At 53.4% G+C, this 19,666-nt stretch carries 25 protein-coding genes and 1 pseudogene; 18 read left to right on the top strand and 8 right to left on the bottom strand.

Translation table 11 applies throughout. The features are described from left to right. The 9 genes from vapB to NOC_RS02425 all read left to right on the top strand — a co-directional run bounded on the left by vapB (window position 1) and on the right by NOC_RS02425 (window position 5,421). The gene (gene vapB / locus NOC_RS02465; RefSeq protein ID WP_002812508.1) at window positions 1-231 is read left to right on the top strand and encodes a type II toxin-antitoxin system VapB family antitoxin; all 231 of its coding nucleotides are present in this window, start codon (window positions 1-3) and stop codon (window positions 229-231) included. After that, window positions 231-635, top strand: coding sequence for a type II toxin-antitoxin system tRNA(fMet)-specific endonuclease VapC (gene vapC / locus NOC_RS02460; protein WP_002812854.1), 405 nt, complete (start codon window positions 231-233; stop codon window positions 633-635). The genes vapB and vapC overlap by 1 nt, the downstream gene beginning before the upstream one ends. Continuing rightward, window positions 632-2,236, top strand: a complete 1,605-nt coding sequence (locus NOC_RS02455; protein WP_011330342.1) for a type I restriction-modification system subunit M — start codon at window positions 632-634, stop codon at window positions 2,234-2,236. The genes vapC and NOC_RS02455 overlap by 4 nt, the downstream gene beginning before the upstream one ends. Window positions 2,237-2,354: 118 nt before the next feature. Then, window positions 2,355-2,633: a type II toxin-antitoxin system RelE/ParE family toxin gene (locus tag NOC_RS02450; RefSeq protein WP_011330341.1), complete on the top strand. Its 279-nt coding sequence runs from the start codon at window positions 2,355-2,357 to the stop codon at window positions 2,631-2,633. Further along, window positions 2,633-2,926, top strand: coding sequence for a HigA family addiction module antitoxin (locus NOC_RS02445; protein ID WP_036497897.1), 294 nt, complete (start codon window positions 2,633-2,635; stop codon window positions 2,924-2,926). The genes NOC_RS02450 and NOC_RS02445 overlap by 1 nt, the downstream gene beginning before the upstream one ends. A gap of 415 nt (window positions 2,927-3,341) precedes the next feature. Beyond that, window positions 3,342-3,617 (top strand): amphi-Trp domain-containing protein, encoded by a 276-nt coding sequence (locus NOC_RS02440; RefSeq protein WP_002813598.1) that lies wholly within the window; start codon window positions 3,342-3,344, stop codon window positions 3,615-3,617. 226 nt (window positions 3,618-3,843) lie between these two features. Then, on the top strand, window positions 3,844-4,899 hold the full coding sequence (locus NOC_RS02435) for an NAD(P)-dependent alcohol dehydrogenase (protein WP_011330339.1): 1,056 nt from the start codon (window positions 3,844-3,846) through the stop codon (window positions 4,897-4,899). A gap of 52 nt (window positions 4,900-4,951) precedes the next feature. Beyond that, window positions 4,952-5,149, top strand: coding sequence for a hypothetical protein (locus NOC_RS02430; RefSeq protein ID WP_002813417.1), 198 nt, complete (start codon window positions 4,952-4,954; stop codon window positions 5,147-5,149). A 2-nt stretch (window positions 5,150-5,151) separates the two neighbouring features. Next, window positions 5,152-5,421, top strand: a complete 270-nt coding sequence (locus tag NOC_RS02425) for a type II toxin-antitoxin system RelE family toxin (protein ID WP_002813981.1) — start codon at window positions 5,152-5,154, stop codon at window positions 5,419-5,421. A 423-nt stretch (window positions 5,422-5,844) separates the two neighbouring features. Here NOC_RS02425 and NOC_RS02420 read toward each other — a convergent pair whose 3' ends face one another. After that, window positions 5,845-6,285, bottom strand: a complete 441-nt coding sequence (locus tag NOC_RS02420) for a phosphate-starvation-inducible PsiE family protein (RefSeq protein WP_002813633.1) — start codon at window positions 6,283-6,285, stop codon at window positions 5,845-5,847. Between the two features lie 189 nt (window positions 6,286-6,474). Here NOC_RS02420 and NOC_RS17625 point away from each other — a divergent pair, with 189 nt between their 5' ends. Beyond that, window positions 6,475-6,633 (top strand): hypothetical protein, encoded by a 159-nt coding sequence (locus tag NOC_RS17625; RefSeq protein WP_166485263.1) that lies wholly within the window; start codon window positions 6,475-6,477, stop codon window positions 6,631-6,633. A gap of 104 nt (window positions 6,634-6,737) precedes the next feature. On the opposite strand, the gene arfB is transcribed toward NOC_RS17625, so the two are convergent. Then, entirely contained in the window at window positions 6,738-7,163 is a 426-nt protein-coding gene (gene arfB, locus NOC_RS02415) for an alternative ribosome rescue aminoacyl-tRNA hydrolase ArfB (RefSeq protein WP_002813620.1), read from the bottom strand. Between the two features lie 81 nt (window positions 7,164-7,244). After that, window positions 7,245-7,892, bottom strand: a complete 648-nt coding sequence (locus tag NOC_RS02410) for an arylesterase (RefSeq protein WP_002812516.1) — start codon at window positions 7,890-7,892, stop codon at window positions 7,245-7,247. Between NOC_RS02410 and NOC_RS02405 the strand changes: the two genes are divergently transcribed. Then, the gene (locus NOC_RS02405; protein WP_011330336.1) at window positions 7,873-8,592 is read left to right on the top strand and encodes an ABC transporter ATP-binding protein; all 720 of its coding nucleotides are present in this window, start codon (window positions 7,873-7,875) and stop codon (window positions 8,590-8,592) included. The genes NOC_RS02410 and NOC_RS02405 overlap by 20 nt on opposite strands. Further along, a complete protein-coding gene (locus NOC_RS02400; protein ID WP_002814033.1) occupies window positions 8,589-11,078 on the top strand; it encodes an ABC transporter permease in 2,490 nt (829 codons plus the stop codon). The genes NOC_RS02405 and NOC_RS02400 overlap by 4 nt, the downstream gene beginning before the upstream one ends. Window positions 11,079-11,134: 56 nt before the next feature. On the opposite strand, the gene NOC_RS02395 is transcribed toward NOC_RS02400, so the two are convergent. The 3 genes and pseudogenes from NOC_RS02395 to NOC_RS02385 all read right to left on the bottom strand — a co-directional run bounded on the left by NOC_RS02395 (window position 11,135) and on the right by NOC_RS02385 (window position 14,247). After that, window positions 11,135-13,078, bottom strand: coding sequence for a WD40/YVTN/BNR-like repeat-containing protein (locus NOC_RS02395; protein WP_002813245.1), 1,944 nt, complete (start codon window positions 13,076-13,078; stop codon window positions 11,135-11,137). A gap of 148 nt (window positions 13,079-13,226) precedes the next feature. After that, window positions 13,227-13,522 (bottom strand): annotated as a pseudogene (locus NOC_RS02390) (putative toxin-antitoxin system toxin component, PIN family). Continuing rightward, window positions 13,513-14,247 (bottom strand): ZIP family metal transporter, encoded by a 735-nt coding sequence (locus NOC_RS02385; RefSeq protein ID WP_002812524.1) that lies wholly within the window; start codon window positions 14,245-14,247, stop codon window positions 13,513-13,515. The pseudogene NOC_RS02390 and the gene NOC_RS02385 overlap by 10 nt, the downstream one beginning before the upstream one ends. A 239-nt stretch (window positions 14,248-14,486) precedes the next feature. Here NOC_RS02385 and NOC_RS02380 point away from each other — a divergent pair, with 239 nt between their 5' ends. The 4 genes from NOC_RS02380 (at window position 14,487) to NOC_RS02370 (ending at window position 16,499) form a co-directional block, all read left to right on the top strand. Continuing rightward, a complete protein-coding gene (locus NOC_RS02380; protein ID WP_002811936.1) occupies window positions 14,487-14,684 on the top strand; it encodes a hypothetical protein in 198 nt (65 codons plus the stop codon). Between the two features lie 135 nt (window positions 14,685-14,819). Continuing rightward, a complete protein-coding gene (locus NOC_RS17230) occupies window positions 14,820-15,086 on the top strand; it encodes a hypothetical protein (protein ID WP_147094531.1) in 267 nt (88 codons plus the stop codon). Window positions 15,087-15,145: 59 nt separating this feature from the next. Then, on the top strand, window positions 15,146-15,940 hold the full coding sequence (locus NOC_RS02375) for a M90 family metallopeptidase (RefSeq protein WP_002813121.1): 795 nt from the start codon (window positions 15,146-15,148) through the stop codon (window positions 15,938-15,940). A 76-nt stretch (window positions 15,941-16,016) separates the two neighbouring features. Continuing rightward, window positions 16,017-16,499 (top strand): CDP-archaeol synthase, encoded by a 483-nt coding sequence (locus NOC_RS02370; RefSeq protein ID WP_002813177.1) that lies wholly within the window; start codon window positions 16,017-16,019, stop codon window positions 16,497-16,499. 168 nt (window positions 16,500-16,667) lie between these two features. Here the strand turns inward: NOC_RS02370 and NOC_RS02365 are convergent, their stop codons facing one another. Further along, entirely contained in the window at window positions 16,668-18,368 is a 1,701-nt protein-coding gene (locus tag NOC_RS02365; RefSeq protein WP_002812218.1) for an amidohydrolase, read from the bottom strand. A gap of 99 nt (window positions 18,369-18,467) precedes the next feature. Next, entirely contained in the window at window positions 18,468-18,791 is a 324-nt protein-coding gene (locus tag NOC_RS02360; RefSeq protein WP_036497894.1) for a hypothetical protein, read from the bottom strand. Between NOC_RS02360 and NOC_RS02355 the strand changes: the two genes are divergently transcribed. Further along, window positions 18,774-19,490, top strand: coding sequence for a DNA-methyltransferase (locus tag NOC_RS02355; RefSeq protein WP_011330333.1), 717 nt, complete (start codon window positions 18,774-18,776; stop codon window positions 19,488-19,490). The two genes, NOC_RS02360 and NOC_RS02355, sit on opposite strands and share 18 nt — an antisense overlap. Further along, window positions 19,481-19,666, top strand: a complete 186-nt coding sequence (locus NOC_RS02350) for a hypothetical protein (RefSeq protein WP_036497891.1) — start codon at window positions 19,481-19,483, stop codon at window positions 19,664-19,666. The genes NOC_RS02355 and NOC_RS02350 overlap by 10 nt, the downstream gene beginning before the upstream one ends.

Below are 19,666 nucleotides of genomic sequence, written 5' to 3'. Positions count from 1 at the left end.
ATGGAACATACCAAACTGTTCAAGAGTAACCGCAGCCAGGCCGTGCGGCTGCCCAAGGCGGTGGCCTTCCCGGCGGACGTGACGGATGTGGATATCGTGGCCATCGGGCGCGCGCGGCTGATTACCCCCGCCGGTGACGCTTGGGACGTCTGGTTTGATGGCCCGGCGGTCAGCCCAGACTTCATGGACGATCGTGACCAGCCTGACGAGCAGGAACGCGAGGCATTTTGATGCTGCGCTACTTGCTGGATACCAACATCTGCATTTTCACCATTAAGAACCGACCGGCGCGGGTTCGTGAGCGCTTCAAGCAGTTTGCCGATCAGTTGTGCATCAGCAGCGTGACCTGGATGGAGCTGGTGTATAGCGTGGAGCGCTCAGCCAACCCGCAACACAATCTGGCGATTGCGGAGGGGCTGGCGGCGCGTCTCAGCGTGCTGGATTACGACGTCGAAGCGGCCAGCCACACGGGGCAGATCCGTGCTGAACTTGCGCGCCGTGGAACACCGATAGGGCCGTATGATCAAATGATAGCCGGACAGGCGCGCAGCCGTGGGCTGGTTGTGGTCACCAACAACACGTGCGAGTTCGCACGCGTTCCCGGCCTGCGATGCGAGGACTGGACAAAGCCATGACCCGGGATCAACTCAGCCAGCTTGGCAAAACCCTTTGGGCCATTGCCGACGATCTGCGCGGCGCCATGAATGCCGATGACTTCCGCGACTATATGCTGTCGTTTTTGTTCTTGCGCTATCTGTCCGATAACTACGAAGCGGCGGCGAAAAAAGAACTGGGGCCGGACTATCCCAAGCTGGCCGACGACGACCGCCGCGCGCCCTTGGCGGTGTGGTATGAGGATAATGCCGAGGATGTGGCCGCCTTTGAAAAACAGATGCGCCGCAAGATGCACTATGTCATCCACCCGGATTATCTATGGAGCAGTATTGCCGAGCTGGCTCGCACCCAGGATGAGGAGCTCTTGCAAACATTGGCGGGCGGCTTTAAACACATTGAAAACGAGTCCTTCGCCAGCACTTTTCAGGGCTTGTTCTCGGAAATTAATCTGCGTTCGGAAAAGTTGGGCAGAACCCTCGCGGACCAAAACAGAAAGCTTTGCACCATCATCACTAAAATCGCCAAGGGCATCGCACGGTTCTCCACCGGCAGCGATATTCTGGGCGATGCCTATGAATATCTGATTGGCCAGTTCGCCGCTGGTTCCGGCAAAAAGGCCGGCGAGTTTTACACCCCCCAAAGCGTCTCCACCATCCTCTCCCGCATTGTGACACTGGACAGTCAGGAGCCCTCCACCGGCAAAAAGAAAAAGCTTAATCGCGTGCTGGATTTTGCCTGTGGTTCCGGCTCGTTGCTGCTCAACGTGCGCAACCAAATGGGGCCGCGGGGTATCGGCATGATCTACGGCCAGGAAAAGAATATCACCACCTATAACCTGGCGCGCATGAATATGCTGCTCCATGGCATGAAGGATACCGAGTTCCAGATCCACCACGGCGATACGCTGGAAAACGACTGGGCTATTCTCAACGAGAGGAACCCCGCTAAAAAACTCCAATGCGATGCGGTCGTGGCCAACCCGCCGTTCAGTTATCGCTGGGAGCCCGACGAGGCCATGGGCGAGGATTTCCGCTTCGAAAGCCACGGCCTTGCCCCCAAATCAGCGGCGGATTTCGCCTTTCTACTCCACGGCCTTCACTTTTTGAGCGACGAGGGCACCATGGCCATTGTCCTGCCCCACGGCGTCCTTTTTCGGGGCGGCGCGGAAGCGCGTATCCGCACCAAATTGCTGAAAGACGGCCACATCGATACCGTGATCGGCCTGCCCTCCAATCTGTTTTTCTCCACCGGCATACCGGTATGTATTCTGGTGCTGAAAAAGTGCAAAAAGCCCGACGACGTACTGTTTATCAATGCCAGCGAGCACTTTGAAAAAGGCAAGCGCCAAAACGCCCTACGGCCCGTGGACATAGATAAAATTGTTGATACCTATCAATACCGCAAGGAAGAGGAACGCTACGCCCGGCGCGTCAGTAGGGAGGAGATCGAGAAAAACGATGACAACCTCAATATTTCCCGCTACGTCAGCACCGCTAAGCCTGAGCCAGAGGTGGACCTAGATGACGTTCATAAAAAGCTCACCGCTATTGAGCAGCGCATATCGCAAACAACAGAAACCCATAATCAGTTTCTCAAAGCATTGGGGCTGCCAATATTGTGACGGTGATTGCGAGCAGCAGAAAGGACTCATAACAAAGCGTTGCACCGGACAGGCCGATGAACGCGGCTTTGCCCCGCTATGTCTTGTTGCGTGATGCGCAACGCGGTATAATCGCTAGGTGATTAAATCGTTTCGCCACAAGGGGCTGCAGAGATACTTTGAATCGGGCTCAAAAGCCGGTATCCAACCCAAGCATGCGAAACGATTACGAATGCAATTGGTGGCTTTGGATACTGCGACTACAATCGAAGACATGGATATCCCTGGTTTCAAGCTACATTCGCTGAAAGGCTCGAATGAAGGACGCTGGTCTATTTGGGTCAATGGGAATTGGCGTGTCACATTCGAGTTTCGCGATAGGAATGCCTTTATTCTGGATTACGAGGATTATCACTGATGGCTATGCACAATCCCCCACATCCCGGCGAGTTCATCCGAGAGGTATATATGGAACCTTTCCATATTACGGGCCGAACGCTTTCCAGGAAACTTGGCGTGTCGCCGTCGACGCTTAATCGTCTGCTCAAGGGTAGTAGTGGCGTTAGTCCTGAAATGGCTCTCCGCTTATCCAAAACGCTCGGCCGTTCTGCCGAAAGTTGGTTGACGATGCAGAATAACTATGATTTGTGGCAAGCAAAACGTACCGTAAATCTCGATATCGTCGAAAAAATCGAGTTTGACGCTGCATAACGAAGCGCTAAAGATGACCGCCCAAAGCGCTGCCGCGCTTTGAGTCCCCCCGCAGGCTTCGCCGCTCCGGCGGCAACCGGACTTCGACATTATGCGTCACCATGAAATTATGGAGAGCGGATGAGCGCGAAGCGAATAGTAACCGTTGGATGCAAACTAGCATCGAAGAATACACAGCACGCATAGATTGAGAGAGTGGCAAATGTGACGCCTACATAGATCTGGATAGTATCTGATCATGTATAGATAAGGGTCGTACATCACCAAGCTGCTCGTTATTTGAGAAAACTGTCCCAAGATCAGCAAGTCAAAACAAAACATGTACTGATCTAGATGAACTCAAGAATGTCGTCTATATAGACCATATTGGACCGCGTGGCGATGTATAAGAATATTTTGAAATAAAGGAACTGAAATGGGAAAAGAAACCAGATTATTCAAGAGTGAAGAATCGAAGAAACGGGCCGAAGTGAGTGAGTTTCTGCGCCAAATTGCTGAAAGAATCGAGAAGGGTAAAATTGTTTTGCGACAGGGAACAGAAGAACTTGTGCTACAAATCCCAGAGAATCTGATTTTGGAGGTCCAAGTCGAGGACGAGGACAAGAAAACCAAAGGCATCCAACATAGCTTGGAGATAGAAATAAAATGGTTTGATAATGATGGGCCAAGTGGTTCATTAGAGTTAGGCTGAGGCAGCAACAAGCTACGATTGATTTAGGCAACGGTCTGAATGAGTGGGAAGATCGAAGATGGATGAAGACGGGTTTCGCAATCTCAAGAGACCGAGATATCCGCTGCTGGATTTCATTAAAGATGCGCTCCGTTGGGCGGACAAGTGACCACACGTGCGAACACCGGCTCATGGGCAGGATGGATGATCCATTTTGTTTATGGTACCGAAAGCTGAGGAGGTTTCCATGAAGGCATTCGTAATGTTAAACATCGGGCAAGTGGGGGTCGTTGAAAAGGATCGTCCGACCTGTGGGCCTCTGGACGCGATCCTGCGTCCGACGAAGGGGCTGATCTGCACATCTGATGTGCATACCGTCCATGGTGCGGTTGGAGAACGGGAGAACCTCACCCTGGGACATGAAGCTGTCGGCGTGGTCGAGGAAGTTGGAGCGCTAGTCGCCAACTTCAAACAGGGAGACCGGGTAGCGGTGGGTGCTATCACCCCGGACTGGGGTTCAGACGCTGCCCAGGGAGGCCATTCATCGCAGTCTGGTGGAGCACTGGGAGGCTGGAAGTTTGCCAATATCAAAGACGGCACCTTTGCCGAGTACGTACATGTCAACGAAGCAGACGCCAACCTCGCGCTGATCCCCAAGGGTGTGCCAGACGAGTCGGCTGTGTATGTGTGTGACATGATGAGCACTGGATTCATGGCCGCAGAGAACGCCAAAATCCCCATCGGTGGCAATGTCGTAGTCTTCGCCCAGGGACCCGTGGGCCTCATGTGCACTGTGGGAGCACGACTGCAGGGCGCCGGTTTCGTGATCGCGGTTGAAAGCGTGCCCAAGCGCCAGGAGCTGGCCCGGCACTTCGGGGCCGACGAGGTGGTGGACTTTACCAAGGTGGACGTGGTAGAGCGGATTCTTGAGCTCACGAACGGCGAAGGCGTGGATGCGGCCATCGATGCGCTAGGCACATCCCAGGTGCTCCAACAGTGCGTCAAGGTGACCAAGCCCGGCGGTATGATCTCCAACGCTGGTTACCATGGTGATGGCGAATTTGTCGAAATCCCCCGCGTGGAGTGGGGCGTCGGAATGGCGGAGAAGGACATCGCGACGGGTCTCTGCCCAGGCGGACACCTACGGCTCTCCCGTTTACTGAGGTTGCTGGAAACCGGGCGGATCGATCCCACTCCGATGACTACCCATACCTTTGGATTCGATGAAATCGAGAAGGCATTCCGCATGATGGAGAAAAAAGAGGACGGTATGATCAAACCGATGATTGATTTCGAAGCCTGAAGAATCCTGTCAAGTGCGCCGACCCGTTAGGCGCTGTGGAGTAAACGCCCTGATGAACATTCATAAAAAAATAGTTGTTGACGAACAAGGCAATCCGCAAGAGGTAATCATCCCATGGGATGAATTTCAAGAACTTGCAGAAATTTTGGGCTTAGATTTAGATTCAGAAGATCTGGAAGATTTGAGACAGGCTCGTGAAGACAGAGAGAGCGGCAAACGCGACGCCTACATAGATCTGGATAGCATCTGATCATGTATGCAATTGTGGTACATCGCCGGGCTGCTCGTTATTTGAGAAAACTGCCTCAAGATCAGCAAGTCAAAATAAAACATGTACTGGCCCAGATGAAGAACGGTCCGCTTGGATTATCAGGTATTAAGAGTATGGTCGGTGATTGGGCAGGTTATCGTAGAATACGAGTAGGCAATGTTCGGATCATTTTTTGGATTGATGAACTCAAGAATGTCGTCTATGTAGACCATATTGGACCGCGTGGCGATGTATACAAGGATAAAACCTAATAGGTCCATGCACGTGGACTGCTCCCTTCGGTCGCGGCAGGTGATCGGTTTGATAGGTCAAAGTTGAACCCCCAGTCGCCACGGCGGCGCGAAGCACTCATCCTGAGCGCCCCCTCCGTGCAGGGTGTCACTCAACTTCGACCCGTTATACGTAAAAAGACCAGAGAATGGATCATTCGCTAGTTCAAAGGCAGAAAGAAGATGCCAGCCATTTATTGTCTGCTAGATATTGAGTCGTACGCTCATACCGTTGCGGCAGAAAAACCAACTATCAAAATCCCAGGAGAGCTTACCAAGATTTCAAAGCATCTTAAGCATTTAGCAACCGGTTATAGCAAGCTCTGAATAGAAGTCGTATCACTTCCAAAAAACAAGCCTGAAGATGAAAGCGTATAACAAGGTGCTCAACGTCGTTCGCTTCGCTCAATCAGGAGAAAACTTTGTAGTTATGATTCGAAAAGCTATCAATGATGCGATGACAAAAATATTCAGTAATACTTCATTCGCATCGTTTTCGACATACCAAAGACTTATTAATTCACCAATCAGTACCACGAGTGCAACATCAAGAATAAAGGTAACCTTTACGCGCCCAATTAACAGATAGGACTGGAAGACTCGAATAAGCTCAAATGAGGCAAGAATAACTACTGTATCTTTAATCATGTTTTCAGCTTCATGAGTCCAATTATCTGGATAAGAATGATACAGATGGATTAACAAATTAATAAATCCAGAAGCCATCCAGAAATAAATGGTGATCATGAATATTCCAATAAAAAAACCAATGATTACAGAGTGCCATTCATTGGATAATAGGTATGTTTTGTAGGTTGGATCAGGTGTGATTGTATTATCTTTCATAAATACTCTATCAGGGTCACATTAAGTGCTATTTAATAATGAGTATGTTTCAATAAAATGACAAATCCTAACAAGTGCGAGCAAGGGACGCTCCTGACGTCGCGTTCCTGCCGCTAGCGATAGGGCTGAGGTATACTTATCAGCAGAAAATGCCTTGGCTCTGTTTCAGAAGTGGAAAAAGAAAGGTATGTGGAACCTGGCTATGTGGAGGAAGAATATGTCCCAGAACCGTTAAAAGTTCGTCTTACTCCTGAAGAAGAAAAGGCTATTGGCCAGAATCCAGTCGAACTCATTTGGCTGGCGGAGCAAGTTTACGAGTACTGGAGAGCCAATACACCGTCAGCATAGTCATTGGCTCCAGGCAACGCACAAAAGTGTCCTACCATCAACCAGAAAAAGTAACTCATAGGATGAATTCAGTATGAGTTACTTGAAAAGTTCTCCGTTCATCCTCAATCCGGCAAAACCTTCACCGAGCGCCGGGCTTGCTTCTGTTCCCCACGGCGGCGTTTCTCCTCCAGGCGCCGTTGCTTGGCGGCCCGCGAAGGCTTCCTCAAACGCCTCGGCTTGGGTTTTTCCGCCGCTTGCTGTAGGAGGGCGACCAGGCGCTTGATAGCATCCTGACGGTTACGCTCCTGGCTGCGAAATCGCTTGGCGGTTATCAGCAACTCCCCTTCCTTGGTAAGGCGGTTGCCCGCCAGTTTCATCAACCGTTGACGGACATCCTCGGGCAGGGAGGGAGAATGGGCGGCATCAAAGCGCAATTGCACCGCCGTCGCTACCTTGTTCACGTTTTGACCGCCGGGGCCGGAGGCAAGCACAAACTGGAAGTGGAGTTCTTCCTCTCTGAGCTGAATGTGTGGTGTTACGGTAATCATATATCAAGAAGCAAGAAGGTAGCTGCCAGATTCCACTAATCCACGACTGTCAACGGCAACTCCCGGCGCGCAACTAAGGTTTTATTTTTCAGCCTTATCCACCTGCAACAAGGGCGTTAATGCCGGCCAGATATTATCCAGCATTAATGTCTGGGCCTCGGCGCGGGGATGAATGCCATCCGCTTGCATTAATTCCGCCTGAGTGGCGATCCCTCGGAGGATGAAGGGCGCGGTTGCCACCCCGTATTCATCCTTCAGATCGGTAAATAACTGCTCAAACCGCTCGGTATATAAAGGTCCGTAGTTAGGCGGCAGACGCATTCTAACGAGCAACACCTGAGCGCCGCTCTGCTGGGATTTTTCAATAATCCGGGAAAAATTTCGGCGCATTTCCGTCAGGGACAAGCCACGCAAGCCATCATTGCCTCCCAGTTCAACCACCACAATTTCCGGCTGATGGGCCGCCAGCAGGGAATCCAGGCGGGCAAGCGCCCCCCGGGTGGTTTCTCCGCTAATACTGGCATTCACCACCTGATAAGGGTAGCCTTTACGAAGTAATCGTTCCTGAAGACGGGCCACCCAGCCTTGCTCTAGGGAAAGACCATAGCTGGCGCTAAGGCTGTCTCCTAGAATGATAATGGCTGGCTGAGCCGCAGCTCCTGGGACAATGGGCTGAAGCAGTAAACCCACTAATACACTGAATCGAAATATGGCGAATAATCTCATCATACGCGCAGAACACCTTACCAAACGGGTGGAAAGCCCAGAGGGCCTACTAACCATACTGGATGATATCAGCTTTTCCATCGCGCCTGCTGAAGCCTTGGCGGTTATTGGCGCTTCCGGTTCCGGTAAATCCACCTTGCTGGGGCTACTGGCCGGTCTGGACACACCGACCTCCGGGCGGGTTATTTTAGATGGCGTCGACTTGCAGACCCTGGATGAAGACGGGCGGGCTCAGTTACGCAGCGACCGGGTGGGTTTCATCTTTCAGAGCTTTCATCTCCTGCCCAATCTCACCGCCCTGGAAAACGTTATGCTGGGCCTGGAGCTGGGGGGGCACACTCAACCACGGGAAGCCGCCTTGGCGGAGCTGGCGGCCGTTGGCCTGGGCTCTCGAACTGGCCACTATCCTAATCAGCTCTCGGGCGGCGAGCAACAACGGGTCGCCATCGCCCGCGCCTTTGCGCCCCGCCCATCCATCCTCTTTGCCGATGAGCCCACCGGCAATTTGGACAGCCAAACCAGCGCTAAAATCAGCGATCTCCTGTTTACCATGAAAAGAGAACATGGCGCCACGCTAGTGCTGGTCACCCATGATAAAACCCTGACCAAGCATTGTGACCGCACCCTGGCCCTGGATAATGGCCGCCTGCTACCCTCCTCTTCTAACCGTCGGTCACTACTGCCCTGGAAGCAGACGTCATGAAAATATTAGCGTTCTCCCTTGCTACCCTGAAGCGGGACTGGCGTTCTGGCGAAATCCGGTTAATCGCCATGGCCCTTATCATCGCGGTGAGCGCCGTTACCACCGTTAATTTTTTCGTTGAACGGCTGCGCCAGGCCATGGAAACGGAAGCCGGGACGGTGCTAGGCGGGGATCTGGTGGTGGAATCCCGCGAGCCGTTGCCAGAAACATTTACCACTCAGGCTCATACCCTGGGGCTGAAAACCTCCCAGACTGTCTCCTTTCGGAGCATGGTGCCCGCGGGCGATCGGCTACAGCTCACGGAGATCAAAGCCGTTGAGGAAAATTATCCCCTGCGGGGCCGGTTAATGGTGGGGGAAGATCCCTTTACGGAACCTGGGGCAACTAAGCAAACCCCGCCGCCTGGCACGGTATGGATGGATCCTCAGCTCACCCAGACCCTCCAACGAACAGTAGGCGATGAAATTGATCTAGGACAGTTACGCTTAGTAGTAGACAAACTCTTGTTCCTGGAGCCGGATCGGGGAACTCAGGTTTTCAATATCGCCCCCCGGCTGTTAATAAATTTTAAGGATGTGGAGCGTACCGGCTTATTGCTGCCGGGAAGCCAGGCCCGCTACCGCCTGCTCCTGGCGGGTCCCCAACGGGAGATTCTATCCTATAAGCACTGGGCCGGAATCCATGCGCCAGACCATGCCCGGGTGATGGGGGTCCGGGATGGACGGCCAGAGCTGCGGACCGCTCTCCAGCGGGCCGATCAGTTCCTCACCCTGGCGGCCCTGACAAGCGTTTTCCTGGCGGGTGTGGCCATTGCCATTGCAGCGCGGCGATACGCGGATCGGCACCAGGACAACTGCGCCATCATGCGCTGCCTGGGCGCAACCCAAAGATGGATTATCCAAACCTATGCTATGACCATGCTGTGGCTGGGGCTCATCACCAGCCTTCTCGGTTGCGTGGTGGCTTGGCTCGCCCAATCGGTGCTGGCCTATCTCATGATTCAACTCTTTCAAAGTGAACTGCCCCCCGCCTCTCTCTTGCCCCTGCTGACCGGTACCCTGACGGGCCTCATTGCCCTGCTCGGCTTTGCCTTGCCGCCCCTGATGCGGCTCAAGGATGTGTCACCTTCCCGGGTACTGTACCGGGATAGGGAAAGTGCTCAGCAGGGTGGCTATAAGGTCTATTTAGGCGCGTTCATCGCCATTGCGGCGCTTATTCCCTGGCGGTCGGGAGAAATGACCTTAACCCTCTATGTTCTTGGTGGCAGCCTCTTGACCGTCTCGGTGCTGGCGGCTTGCTCCTGGCTGCTCATCAACGGGCTAAAACTGCTACGCCCACGGGTGGGCGTAGCCTGGCGTTATGGCCTTGCCAGCCTGGCGCGGCGGGCGGGAAGCAGCATCGTGCAGACTATCGCCCTGGGACTGGGGATCATGGTGATGCTGCTACTCACCGTGGTACGCTCTGATTTGCTGGCGAACTGGCAAGCTAATCTCCCTCCCGATGCCCCTAATCATTTTGTCATCAATATCCAGCCGGACCAGGTCGAGGCCGTGCAAACTTTTTTTGCTGAGCAAGGCCAACCCGTGCCCCGGCTTTACCCTAATATCCACGGCCGCTTAATCGCCATCAATGGGACTCCCATTGCGGAAAGGTCTTACCGCGACCCGCGCGCCCAACGGCTTTCCCAGCGTGAATTTCACCTCACTTGGGCCGCTAAACTCCAAACCGATAACCACATCGTGGCCGGCGACTGGTGGTCCTCCCAACCCTCACCCCCGCCTCAGTTTTCGGTAGAAGTTGATCTGGCCGAAACCCTCGGAATCAAACTGGGCGATTCCCTCACCTTTCAGGTAGCCGGTAAAAAAATTGAGGCCCCGGTCAGCAGCTTGCGGGCTATTGAATGGAACTCCTTTAATCCTAACTTTTTCGTCATGGCTTCACCAGGATTGCTGGATGATTCGCCTGGCACCTATTTGACCAGTTTTTATTTGCCGGAAGGCAATAACGCGCTTCCAACCGCCTTGGTAAAGCAATTTCCCAGCGTCACTATTCTCGATGTAAAAGCATTGATGGCACAAATCAGAACTATCATTGATCGGGTTACCCTGGCGGTTGAATTCATTTTTATTTTCACCGTAGCCGCGGGGCTGGTGGTGTTATTCGCCGCTATTCAATCCACCAATGATGAACGACGCCATGAAAGCGCCGTATTTCGAACCCTGGGAGCAAGCAGAGGCACTATCGTGCGCGGCCTAGCGGCGGAATTTCTCTCCCTGGGAGCGGTAGCAGGAACTGTAGCCGCCATTGGCGCCCTTGCTATTGGCTATGTACTGGCGGAACGGGTACTGCATACTGGTTTTCATTTCAACGGCTGGCTACTTATTCTCGGCTTGCTAGCCGGCAGCCTGGGTGTGAGCCTTGCCGGCCTTTTAGGTACCCGCTCGGTGCTGCAAGTACCACCCTCGGAAACATTGCGGCAAGTTTAAAGGATAAAGAGCAGGAGGCACCTTCCCTGTTCCTCCATGCCTCCTGCTGATTTTTTCTATTGGGGTGGCACGCAAAAAGCGATGCCTTCCTCTACCCAGCCTCCGGCCACTAAGGGCGTGAGCAAAGTCCGGTCGGTCACAAAACGGTGGTTGCTCTCCTCCCCCCGGGCAAAGCCATTGTTATAGGCTCGGTAGACGGGAGCGAATGCCTCGGGGCAGTGCTGAGCCTCCCCCTTGCCCTGGGCGGGGATAGCCATGAAGGCATAGCCCTCGAAGTTCCAGCGGGGCGCGGTGGGGGGCGTTTGGGCTTGTAGATCCAGCAACAAGCCGCACTCCTGGGGAGAGGGGGTAAAGAAATGACTATTGGGGCCGGGGGAGACGGAGCCATAGAAACGGCACAGATACACCCCTACGTTGCTGCCTAACAGGCTCCAGGCTTGAAAGGTATGGCCGGTCCGCTCCCAGCCAGGTCCCGCTCCGCCGGCCTCAATGGTAGCGACATCCTCTGGGGAAGCCGTCATAAAATAATGGCCTAAATCGACATTGAAAAATTCCGTCACCTTGGCTTCTCCCCGCGCCTCTTCCGCCGGCACGACTTGGCCCTCCCCAAAGCAATCAGTCTGGGGGCAAACAAAATAGCCGGCGGCGCTCACGCCTATCAGCAGGCCGTCCGTATAGACCACCGTATGGGGAATAGCCAGCAGACCGTTGCTCAGGGGTTTCCAGGCTTTCCAGTCACTGAAAGGCGCCGGGGTCACCTTAACCCCCGTGTCGGTGCCCGCCACCAGCAGCGGGGGCAGGGGCGCCTCTTGGGGCACAAAGGCCAGCCCATGGACCGGCTCCTGCAAGGCGGTCAAGTGCCAGGATACGCCCCGATCTTCGCTCCGGTACAAGCCTTGCCCCGAGAGGGCATAGGCCACCTGGGGATCGCCCGGATCATGGGCTACCCGCACCGTATGGGCCGGGAAGCTGCCATCGTCCACCCGCTGCCAGGTGGCACCCAAATCCAGGGATTCCCGCAGTTCCGCCGGACGGTCAAAAAACTCGGAGGTAATCGCCCACAGTCCCGTGCCTTCCGGATTAGCTACCAGATTATAACGATCATCCCCCAGACGATGACTCGCTAACTGCTCCTGCCAGGTGAGGCCATCATCCTCACTGTGGTAAATATATTGCCCACCAGCACCTCGAATCCCTACAAAAAGAGAATCCTGCACTCTAACTGGCGGACCGGTGAAGGCGGCATTATTCAAACCCACTATGCTGCGGCCCGCCCAATTAAGGGCGTCGATGAGTTCGCCTTCGGGGGATAACCGGAACATTCCATAGAGGCCAAAGACCAGGGTACTGCCATCTTCAGCTTCAATGGCGTTAAAATCCGATACATTCAGATAAGTAGGCTGAATATTAGGCGGATCAAAGACCTCGTCCACATCCGAGGAGTCCGGATCAGGGTTGGGTGTTTCTAAGGGAGAGTCTTTAAGGGGTAACAGGATTTCTAGGGCCGTTTGGGGCGGATGAAGTCGAAATATGCCCCGTGGACGATTTTGATAGGGTTCAAACTTGAACTTATCGGAATACTGCAACCACACGCTATCTGTCCTTACCAGGGGGGCCAGGGCGGGAGGCAATAACTCCGATCGTCCTGGGGTCATAAAGATCTGGGGCTCCACGCAGGAGACCTCTTCCGGACACAGGGGGCGCCATGGGGCCGCCTGGGTGGTGCTTGGCTCCGCAGGCGAGATCCCAATTCGAAAACCCTCCGCTCTTAGCTCAGCGATATCCGCTTCATCCAGGTAAACTTCCTCTATCGTATAAGTGCCGCTTTCCGGATCGAAAGTCAAACTGGTTCTAAATAAATTACCCCACTCGTCTTCATCAACGTATATGGGTGGCAATACAGAGGGATCAACTTCTTCTGTATGGATGGCGGATTTACCTCCATAAGAAGCGGTTCCAAAGGTTGCGACCAGTAACAGAACAATCCACACATAACGCATGTGATTTCTCCTTAGTTGGGCGGCTGCTTTTGATTAGCCCTCGACTTAGGCGCTTAAGAGTCAAGGTAGGGCGGGAAAGCGAAGCGCATCCCGCCATGAAGGGAGATCGATTTCGGCGGGATGCGCTCCGCTTTCCCGCCCTACGTGTTTACTCTGCTCTCTTAAGAAATGCCGCAGGAGCAATAATATCGACCTCGTGAAACGGATTTAACGTCAGCAAATCCGCATCTCCGGTCACAATGATCTCCGCCTCGCCGTTAAGGGCCACATTGAGAAATTTATCGTCCTTCGGATCACGGCAAGCGGCGACGCGATACGTAATCGGTACCACCCTCACGATCCCTCCCAATAGGCGAATCATGCCAGAGTATGATCCACAGCCTTCGCAGCAGTACCGTTCGGGACGAGCAGGCGGCTGATCCACAAAAAAAACGCTATAGGGATAGATAAGCCACGGCGAGACTGAGGCCCACAAAGCCGCCGGCAAAGGACAGCGTTGAAATCCAGCGCGATGGCTGTGGCCGATCGCCCTCCGGAATCATATCCTCGATGGTGGCCAGCAACAGCAGGCCGACGATAAAGGCAAGCGCGGCATGCTGAACGAAATCATTCTGTCCGCCCAGCAGCCAAAAACCCATCGTAGCGCTTGCTGCGACCAGCAGGAACATAAAGAAACAAAGCAGCCAGCGCCGGCCGCGTGGCACTTTATTATCTTGAAGATTCTTGGTGGTCGCAAAACCGCCAGGGATATTAGCTACTGCCTGGGTCATGCCAATCAGCAGACCGAGGTCGCTGGTAATCGCTGAACCCGCACCGGTCATCAGGCCGTCGCTAAATAGATCAGCGCCGATGACAATATAGACCATCAAAGCCCCAGTGCGAGTTCCGCCAAACTGACCGCGTAACGCTCTAGCGCCCTGCCATAATAACAGCGAGAACCCAGCGCCACACAGGAAAGCGATGACAATGACCCACATTGGAATTGTCTCAAGGATGCGTGGCATTAAATCGACCGCAACCAGTGCGATGGCAATACCCGCGGCGCCATGCAAGGCAGCCCCAATAACCCAGCGCGGGGAGCGCAAGTGCTCCGCAAGAGCAACGCCTATTAGATTACCCCCTGCCGGCAGCAGGGCGTAGGTCAGCACAAGCAGAAAATCGGTGAGCACGGGTCTCCTTACTTAGCACCCAGGAGGGACTGAAGAAAAGTTTATGCTAATTGACGGTGTGGCTACTTGCAAGGTTAGCCCCTTAGGCAAGCATAGCAATTAACAAGCGAAACCGCTCGCAGTGCTATTGGACTTTGGTCCAATAGCACTGCAACTGACGCCCCCGTCATAGTCGGTTATCTAAAGTGAAGGCATAGTGCGCGCATACCTGCCTCCAAACGCTTAGGAGTTATCATCCCGTGTGCCGAAAGAGCCTGAAGAGACAGACATTTGCGCTTATTCCAGCTCGTACCTGCCGCCGCCCCACCCTAGCCTATCAGCACTGGGTATTTGTCCTGATGGTTGTCCTCACAGCTAGCGGCGCAGGCGCCTATGCCCAGGAACTGTGGAGCCAAGAGCTTACGGAAAAGCTTGCCAACATCGGCACCAACCGCTAGTCCATCAAGCCGGAACTCGGGCTGTCCAAGGCATGGGGACCGTGGACACTAGAAGTCGCCACAGGCATTACCTTCTACACCGATAATGACTCTTTTCTCGGTAGCCGAACCCGCGCACAGACCCCCCTCTACTCGGTGCAGGGACATCTCATTTACAGCTTCCAAACGGGGATATGGGTTGCGCTGGACGGTACCTATTATACTGGTGGGCGTACAACTATCGATGGAGCGGAGGGTAGCAGCTTACAGCAGAACTCACGCCTGGGCGCGACCGTTACACTGCCGGTAAATCGGCACAACTCGGTTAAACTCTACGCCAGCACCGGCGTATCCACCCGCACCGGAAGCGACTTCGATGCTGTCGGAATTGCCTGGCCATACCGCTGGGGCGGGGGACTTTAGAAAATAGCATATCCCTTTGATAGATTGGATGGGATTAAGGGATATTTTTTTAAATTCATATGCTTATCATCTCACTTGCCCGCACGCTTAAAGCTTACTGGCGGCGAAGAATTATCAACCGTCACCCCATTCCCCTGGCCCACTGGGAAGCAGCGGTGGCTTGTCTGCCCCTTCTCCAGGGTCTCAGCCTAGCGGAGTTAAGCCACCTTCGAGATCTAAGCACGTTATTTTTACATCATAAATCCATTTATGGCGCTCAGGGTTTCAAAGTTAATGAGAAGATGCGCTTGGTAGTGGCAATTCAGGCTTCTCTCCTTATCCTCTGCCTGGATTGGGACGATTACCGGCATTGGCGTACAGTGCTTCTTTATCCAGGAGCATTCGTGGCTAAACGTGAAGAACGAGATGAAAGCGGTATCGTCCACGCGGTGCAACATCCTCTGATTGGGGAGTCCTGGGACCGGGGGCCGGTCATTCTTTCCTGGGATGATGTAGCGCACACAATGGCACCCTCCGAATCGCCAAGTAATGTGGTGATTCATGAGTTTGCCCATCTCCTGGACATGGGCAATGGAGCCGCGAATGGCATGCCTCCCTTGCACCGCACGATGAACCGCCGCACCTGGACATCCGTTTTCTTTCAAGCCTATAAAAACTTGAATGAGCGCTGGGCGGCGGGAGAACCCATCCCGCTGGACTCTTATGCCCTAGAGAGCCCCGCCGAGTTCTTCGCCGTTGCCAGTGAGGTCTTTTTCGTTTCTCCCCAAAAACTGCAAACCGCGCTTCCTCAAATCTATCACCAGCTACAACTGTATTACCGCCAAGATCCCGCCAGTCGTACCCTACTCTTTTAAATAGCCGCTTAAAAAAGAGTGCGTTTATGCTATTTTCCTGATATTTTTTGGAAAAACATCAGGAAAAATTGACCCTGTGGATTTGCTTTCTCCGCTGCTACTGTTAATGGTGGCTAACGGTGCCCCGGTAGTAACTGCCTTGCTACTGAAAAACCGTTTCAACCAGCCCCTGGATGGGAATCTCCATCTCCCGGATGGCTACCCCCTCTTTGGCGCCTCTAAAACTATTCGGGGTATTGTCGCCGCTCTCCTGGCAACCGCATTCATCGCTCCCCTTTTCAACTTCTCCTTCATAACCGGCGCGCTGGTAGGTTTTTGGGCCATGGTGGGAGATCTCCTGTCCAGTTTTATTAAGCGGCGCTTGGGACGACAGCCCTCTAGCGCTCATATGCCTGGCTTGGATCACATTCCCGAGGCCCTTCTCCCTCTTTGCTTTTTACGGAGCCAAATGCTCTTATCTTGGCCAGAGGTAGCACTCATTATCCTGGCCTTTACTTTGCTCGATCTCTTCCTGTGGTTTTTATTGAACCGGCTTTATTCTCTTTTCCATTCCCGCTAGCGGCACAATAGCAGCCGATTTCTGCCTTACTGGGAGGTGGTGGAGATTTCAGTGTAGAGTTCCACTGACACCATTTAAAAGGTCTAAAGCGGCGCATGACTATGCAGAGTCAAATAGTTGTTCAGCGGCATCGGCTTGATGGTAGATCTGGCTAGACTGACTATACGCTTACTGCGCCTTATAGACGGTCTGACCCTCCTTGATCGTTTCCAATACACGTATGTTCATGATCGTTGCCGGGTCAACCTGTGTCGGGTCTTGGTCCAATATCACGAGATCGGCCAGCTTGCCCTTCGTAAGCGTGCCCTTACTATCCTGCTCGAAATATTGCCAGGCCGCCCAGTCGGTGATTGACTTCAGCGCCTGATAGGGACTAACGCGCTGGTCCGGCCCGATTACCTCACCACTGCGGCTGGTCCGGTTGACGGTGGTGTGGAGAATCATGATCGCGCTCGGCAGCGCGACAGGCGCATCATGATGCTCGGTGAATCGCATGCCGCGCTTCAGGGCCGAGGCGGTTGGTGAGATACGTGCTGCTCGTTCCGGGCCGAGGGTCTCATCCCGATGCCAGTCACCCCAATAATAAGTATGCATGGAGAAAAACGATGGCAGGATGCCAAGTTTTTTCATCCGCTCGAGTTGGCTTTCGCGGACAGTCTGTGCATGGATCATCACGGTACGACGGTCATCCTTGCCATATTTCTCGCTAGCCACGGCTACAGCATCAATCATCGCTTCAGCCGCTGCATCGCCGTTACAATGCACCAGCAGTTGCCAGTTCTTCTGGTAGGCAAGGTTAAACAGTGCCTGTCTCTCCTTGTCGCTCGGAATGGCCGGGTATCCTGTATAACTATCCGGTTTTTGGGGAGGCGGATTAAGATAGGGTTTGCTGAGCCAGGCCGTTTTGCCTTGCGGCGAGCCATCTAGGCTCAACTTTACACCCGCCACACGAAAATGATGAGTGTAGTCTTCGTGGATTCCGACTTGCTTGATGTACTCGATTTCTGATTGGAGGTCGAGATAGACTGCGACATCGATTTTAAGTTTGCGCTCATCGGCAAGTTTTCGCCAAGTCTCGGTCGCTGCCTTGTTGGCCCGACCTTCCTGTGCCGTAGTGAAACCGTGTTGGGTGTAGGCATCTACCCCAGCCAGGGCAATTTTCTCGTTAGCTTCCGAATCGAGAGCTCCCAGGATTTTGAAAATCGGCCCGAAGGAGGCCATCTCCTCAAGCACTCCGTTTGGCGTCTTGCCGTCGGCCTGGCGGCGAATCACACCACCAACCGGGTCATTGGTTTCAGCCGTGATTCCAGCCAGCTCCAGTCCCTTATGGTTCATCGCGGCCAAGTGGCCGGATTGATGGATGATCACCACCGGCAACTCGGTGGATACCTGATCCAGTTCCTTTGCTGTGGGATGACGCCCTTCCGCTAGTCGTGAATCATCATAGCCGAAGCCAATGATCCAGCCCGATTTCTTAATAGCAGCAGCGTTTTTATCTTGCCATTCCTTGAGCAGCGCCACGAGGGATGCTACGTCCTTGCCGCCGCCATCTGGAGGCGGTAGCAAATTGGCTGCGAGTTTCTGAAAACCAGCGTTGAACACATGGCCATGAGCGTCGATGAATCCCGGCAGCAGCGCCCTGCCGTCGAGATCGACCTTTTTTGCCGCCGCACCTGCTAGATGTTCGGCCTGCGTTTTGGTACCAACAAAAAGGATGCGGCCATCCTTAACAACCAGGGCCTCCGCATAGCTCGGAGCACTCCCCTCCATGGTAAGTATCGAGCCGCCATAATAAAGGGTGCTACTCCCTGTATCAGGCGCTGCCTTGGTGGAGCTAAAGGCCAGCGTGATGAGTAGAGTCACCGCCATCAATGATAGCAGGAGTTTGCTAGGTATACGCATACTAACTTTCATTTTGTTATCTTTCCAAGCTTTGTAGCCAACGCTACGATTACCTTGTTGTAGGCATCAATTGCAAAATATTGAATCAGCAATACGAGTGACGGCTATACCTAATGCTTTGGAGATATCGAATTTAAAAAGCTTTACAGGGATTTTTTGGGTAATTAAGTCAATATTTTGAATGTCCTTCGCTTCAATTTGCCGCTGCTTCACCGGCAGGCGAAGCACATTCATTGCAACCTTGGGTTGGGCAAAACCTAGATCAGCGGCAAAACCGGACAGACAATAGTATGGCAGAAACGCATTGACGCCGCATGTATGGCATTCTATGGTCTCATATTTCTTGCTATTTTCTCCCGAAATGAGGTCGAAATGAGCGTTTACAGTCATGCGCGAGGCATTGGAGACCTTCCATCCGTCTCCGAGAAAAAAAGCATTCCTTTTGACCGAAAAATCAAAATGGATGGCCTGAAATTTCTTGGACGCCTCGTTGATAATTCGGTGCCAGCCGCATTCTTTGACCCCCAGTATCGGGGCGTGATGGATAAGCTCAAGTACGGGAACGAAGGATCTCGCCAGCAGTTGCGAGCGCAGATGAAACAAATGCCGGAAGAGACAATATTTGATTTTGTTTCAGAAATTGCTCGAGTGCTCTGTCCTTCGGGGCACTTGTTCCTCTGGATTGACAAGTTTCATCTGTGCGAGGGGACTTCGAGCTGGTTCGACGGAACGCCGATGAAAACTGTTGATCTGATTACTTGGGACAAGGAGCGGATTGGTATGGGGTACCGTTCACGTCGCAAAGCTGAGTATTTACTTGTCGCCCAAAAGAAACCTGTCCGCGCGAAAGGCGTTTGGACGAACCACAGCATACCTGATGTTTATCAAGAGAAGTTTCAGCGTGATATGTCGTTTGCACATCCTAAGCCCATAGGACTGCAAGCAAAGCTGATTGATGCCGTAACGAACTCTGGCGATGTCGTGATCGATCCTGCGGCAGGTTCTTTTTCGGTGCTCGCGGCGGCGCAACAAACAGGCCGCAAGTTCCTCGGCTGTGACATAGCATTAGGGGAATTCGAATGGTCTTGATGTCTTCTTCGCGCGGGCGCACAGATGGCAAGTCAAACTACTGGTATGTGGTCGGTAATGATGAACTTGCTCAACTTGTGAGCCGGGTACAGGCGACCGCGATACGAATCGGGCATGAACTCGAAGACATGATTGCTTCTCGTTCGGATACCTCGATCACGATGGAACGTATCTAA

It is taken from the genome of Nitrosococcus oceani ATCC 19707 (assembly GCF_000012805.1).
GTDB classification, from domain to species: domain Bacteria; phylum Pseudomonadota; class Gammaproteobacteria; order Nitrosococcales; family Nitrosococcaceae; genus Nitrosococcus; species Nitrosococcus oceani.
The sequence above is the reverse complement of the archived record's forward strand: the minus strand, read 5'-3'. Positions and strand labels throughout refer to the sequence as shown.

Coding starts and splice junctions, on each gene's coding strand:
- vapB (WP_002812508.1), top strand. CDS start 1: ATGGAACATACCAAACTGTTCAAGAGTAACCGCAGCCAGGCCGTGCGG.
- vapC (WP_002812854.1), top strand. CDS start 231: ATGCTGCGCTACTTGCTGGATACCAACATCTGCATTTTCACCATTAAG.
- NOC_RS02455 (WP_011330342.1), top strand. CDS start 632: ATGACCCGGGATCAACTCAGCCAGCTTGGCAAAACCCTTTGGGCCATT.
- NOC_RS02445 (WP_036497897.1), top strand. CDS start 2,633: ATGGCTATGCACAATCCCCCACATCCCGGCGAGTTCATCCGAGAGGTA.
- NOC_RS02440 (WP_002813598.1), top strand. CDS start 3,342: ATGGGAAAAGAAACCAGATTATTCAAGAGTGAAGAATCGAAGAAACGG.
- NOC_RS02435 (WP_011330339.1), top strand. CDS start 3,844: ATGAAGGCATTCGTAATGTTAAACATCGGGCAAGTGGGGGTCGTTGAA.
- NOC_RS02430 (WP_002813417.1), top strand. CDS start 4,952: ATGAACATTCATAAAAAAATAGTTGTTGACGAACAAGGCAATCCGCAA.
- NOC_RS02425 (WP_002813981.1), top strand. CDS start 5,152: ATGTATGCAATTGTGGTACATCGCCGGGCTGCTCGTTATTTGAGAAAA.
- NOC_RS02420 (WP_002813633.1), bottom strand. CDS start 6,285: ATGAAAGATAATACAATCACACCTGATCCAACCTACAAAACATACCTA.
- arfB (WP_002813620.1), bottom strand. CDS start 7,163: ATGATTACCGTAACACCACACATTCAGCTCAGAGAGGAAGAACTCCAC.
- NOC_RS02405 (WP_011330336.1), top strand. CDS start 7,873: ATGGCGAATAATCTCATCATACGCGCAGAACACCTTACCAAACGGGTG.
- NOC_RS02410 (WP_002812516.1), bottom strand. CDS start 7,892: ATGATGAGATTATTCGCCATATTTCGATTCAGTGTATTAGTGGGTTTA.
- NOC_RS02400 (WP_002814033.1), top strand. CDS start 8,589: ATGAAAATATTAGCGTTCTCCCTTGCTACCCTGAAGCGGGACTGGCGT.
- NOC_RS02395 (WP_002813245.1), bottom strand. CDS start 13,078: ATGCGTTATGTGTGGATTGTTCTGTTACTGGTCGCAACCTTTGGAACC.
- NOC_RS02375 (WP_002813121.1), top strand. CDS start 15,146: ATGCTTATCATCTCACTTGCCCGCACGCTTAAAGCTTACTGGCGGCGA.
- NOC_RS02365 (WP_002812218.1), bottom strand. CDS start 18,368: ATGGCGGTGACTCTACTCATCACGCTGGCCTTTAGCTCCACCAAGGCA.
- NOC_RS02355 (WP_011330333.1), top strand. CDS start 18,774: ATGAGCGTTTACAGTCATGCGCGAGGCATTGGAGACCTTCCATCCGTC.
- NOC_RS02360 (WP_036497894.1), bottom strand. CDS start 18,791: ATGACTGTAAACGCTCATTTCGACCTCATTTCGGGAGAAAATAGCAAG.
- NOC_RS02350 (WP_036497891.1), top strand. CDS start 19,481: ATGGTCTTGATGTCTTCTTCGCGCGGGCGCACAGATGGCAAGTCAAAC.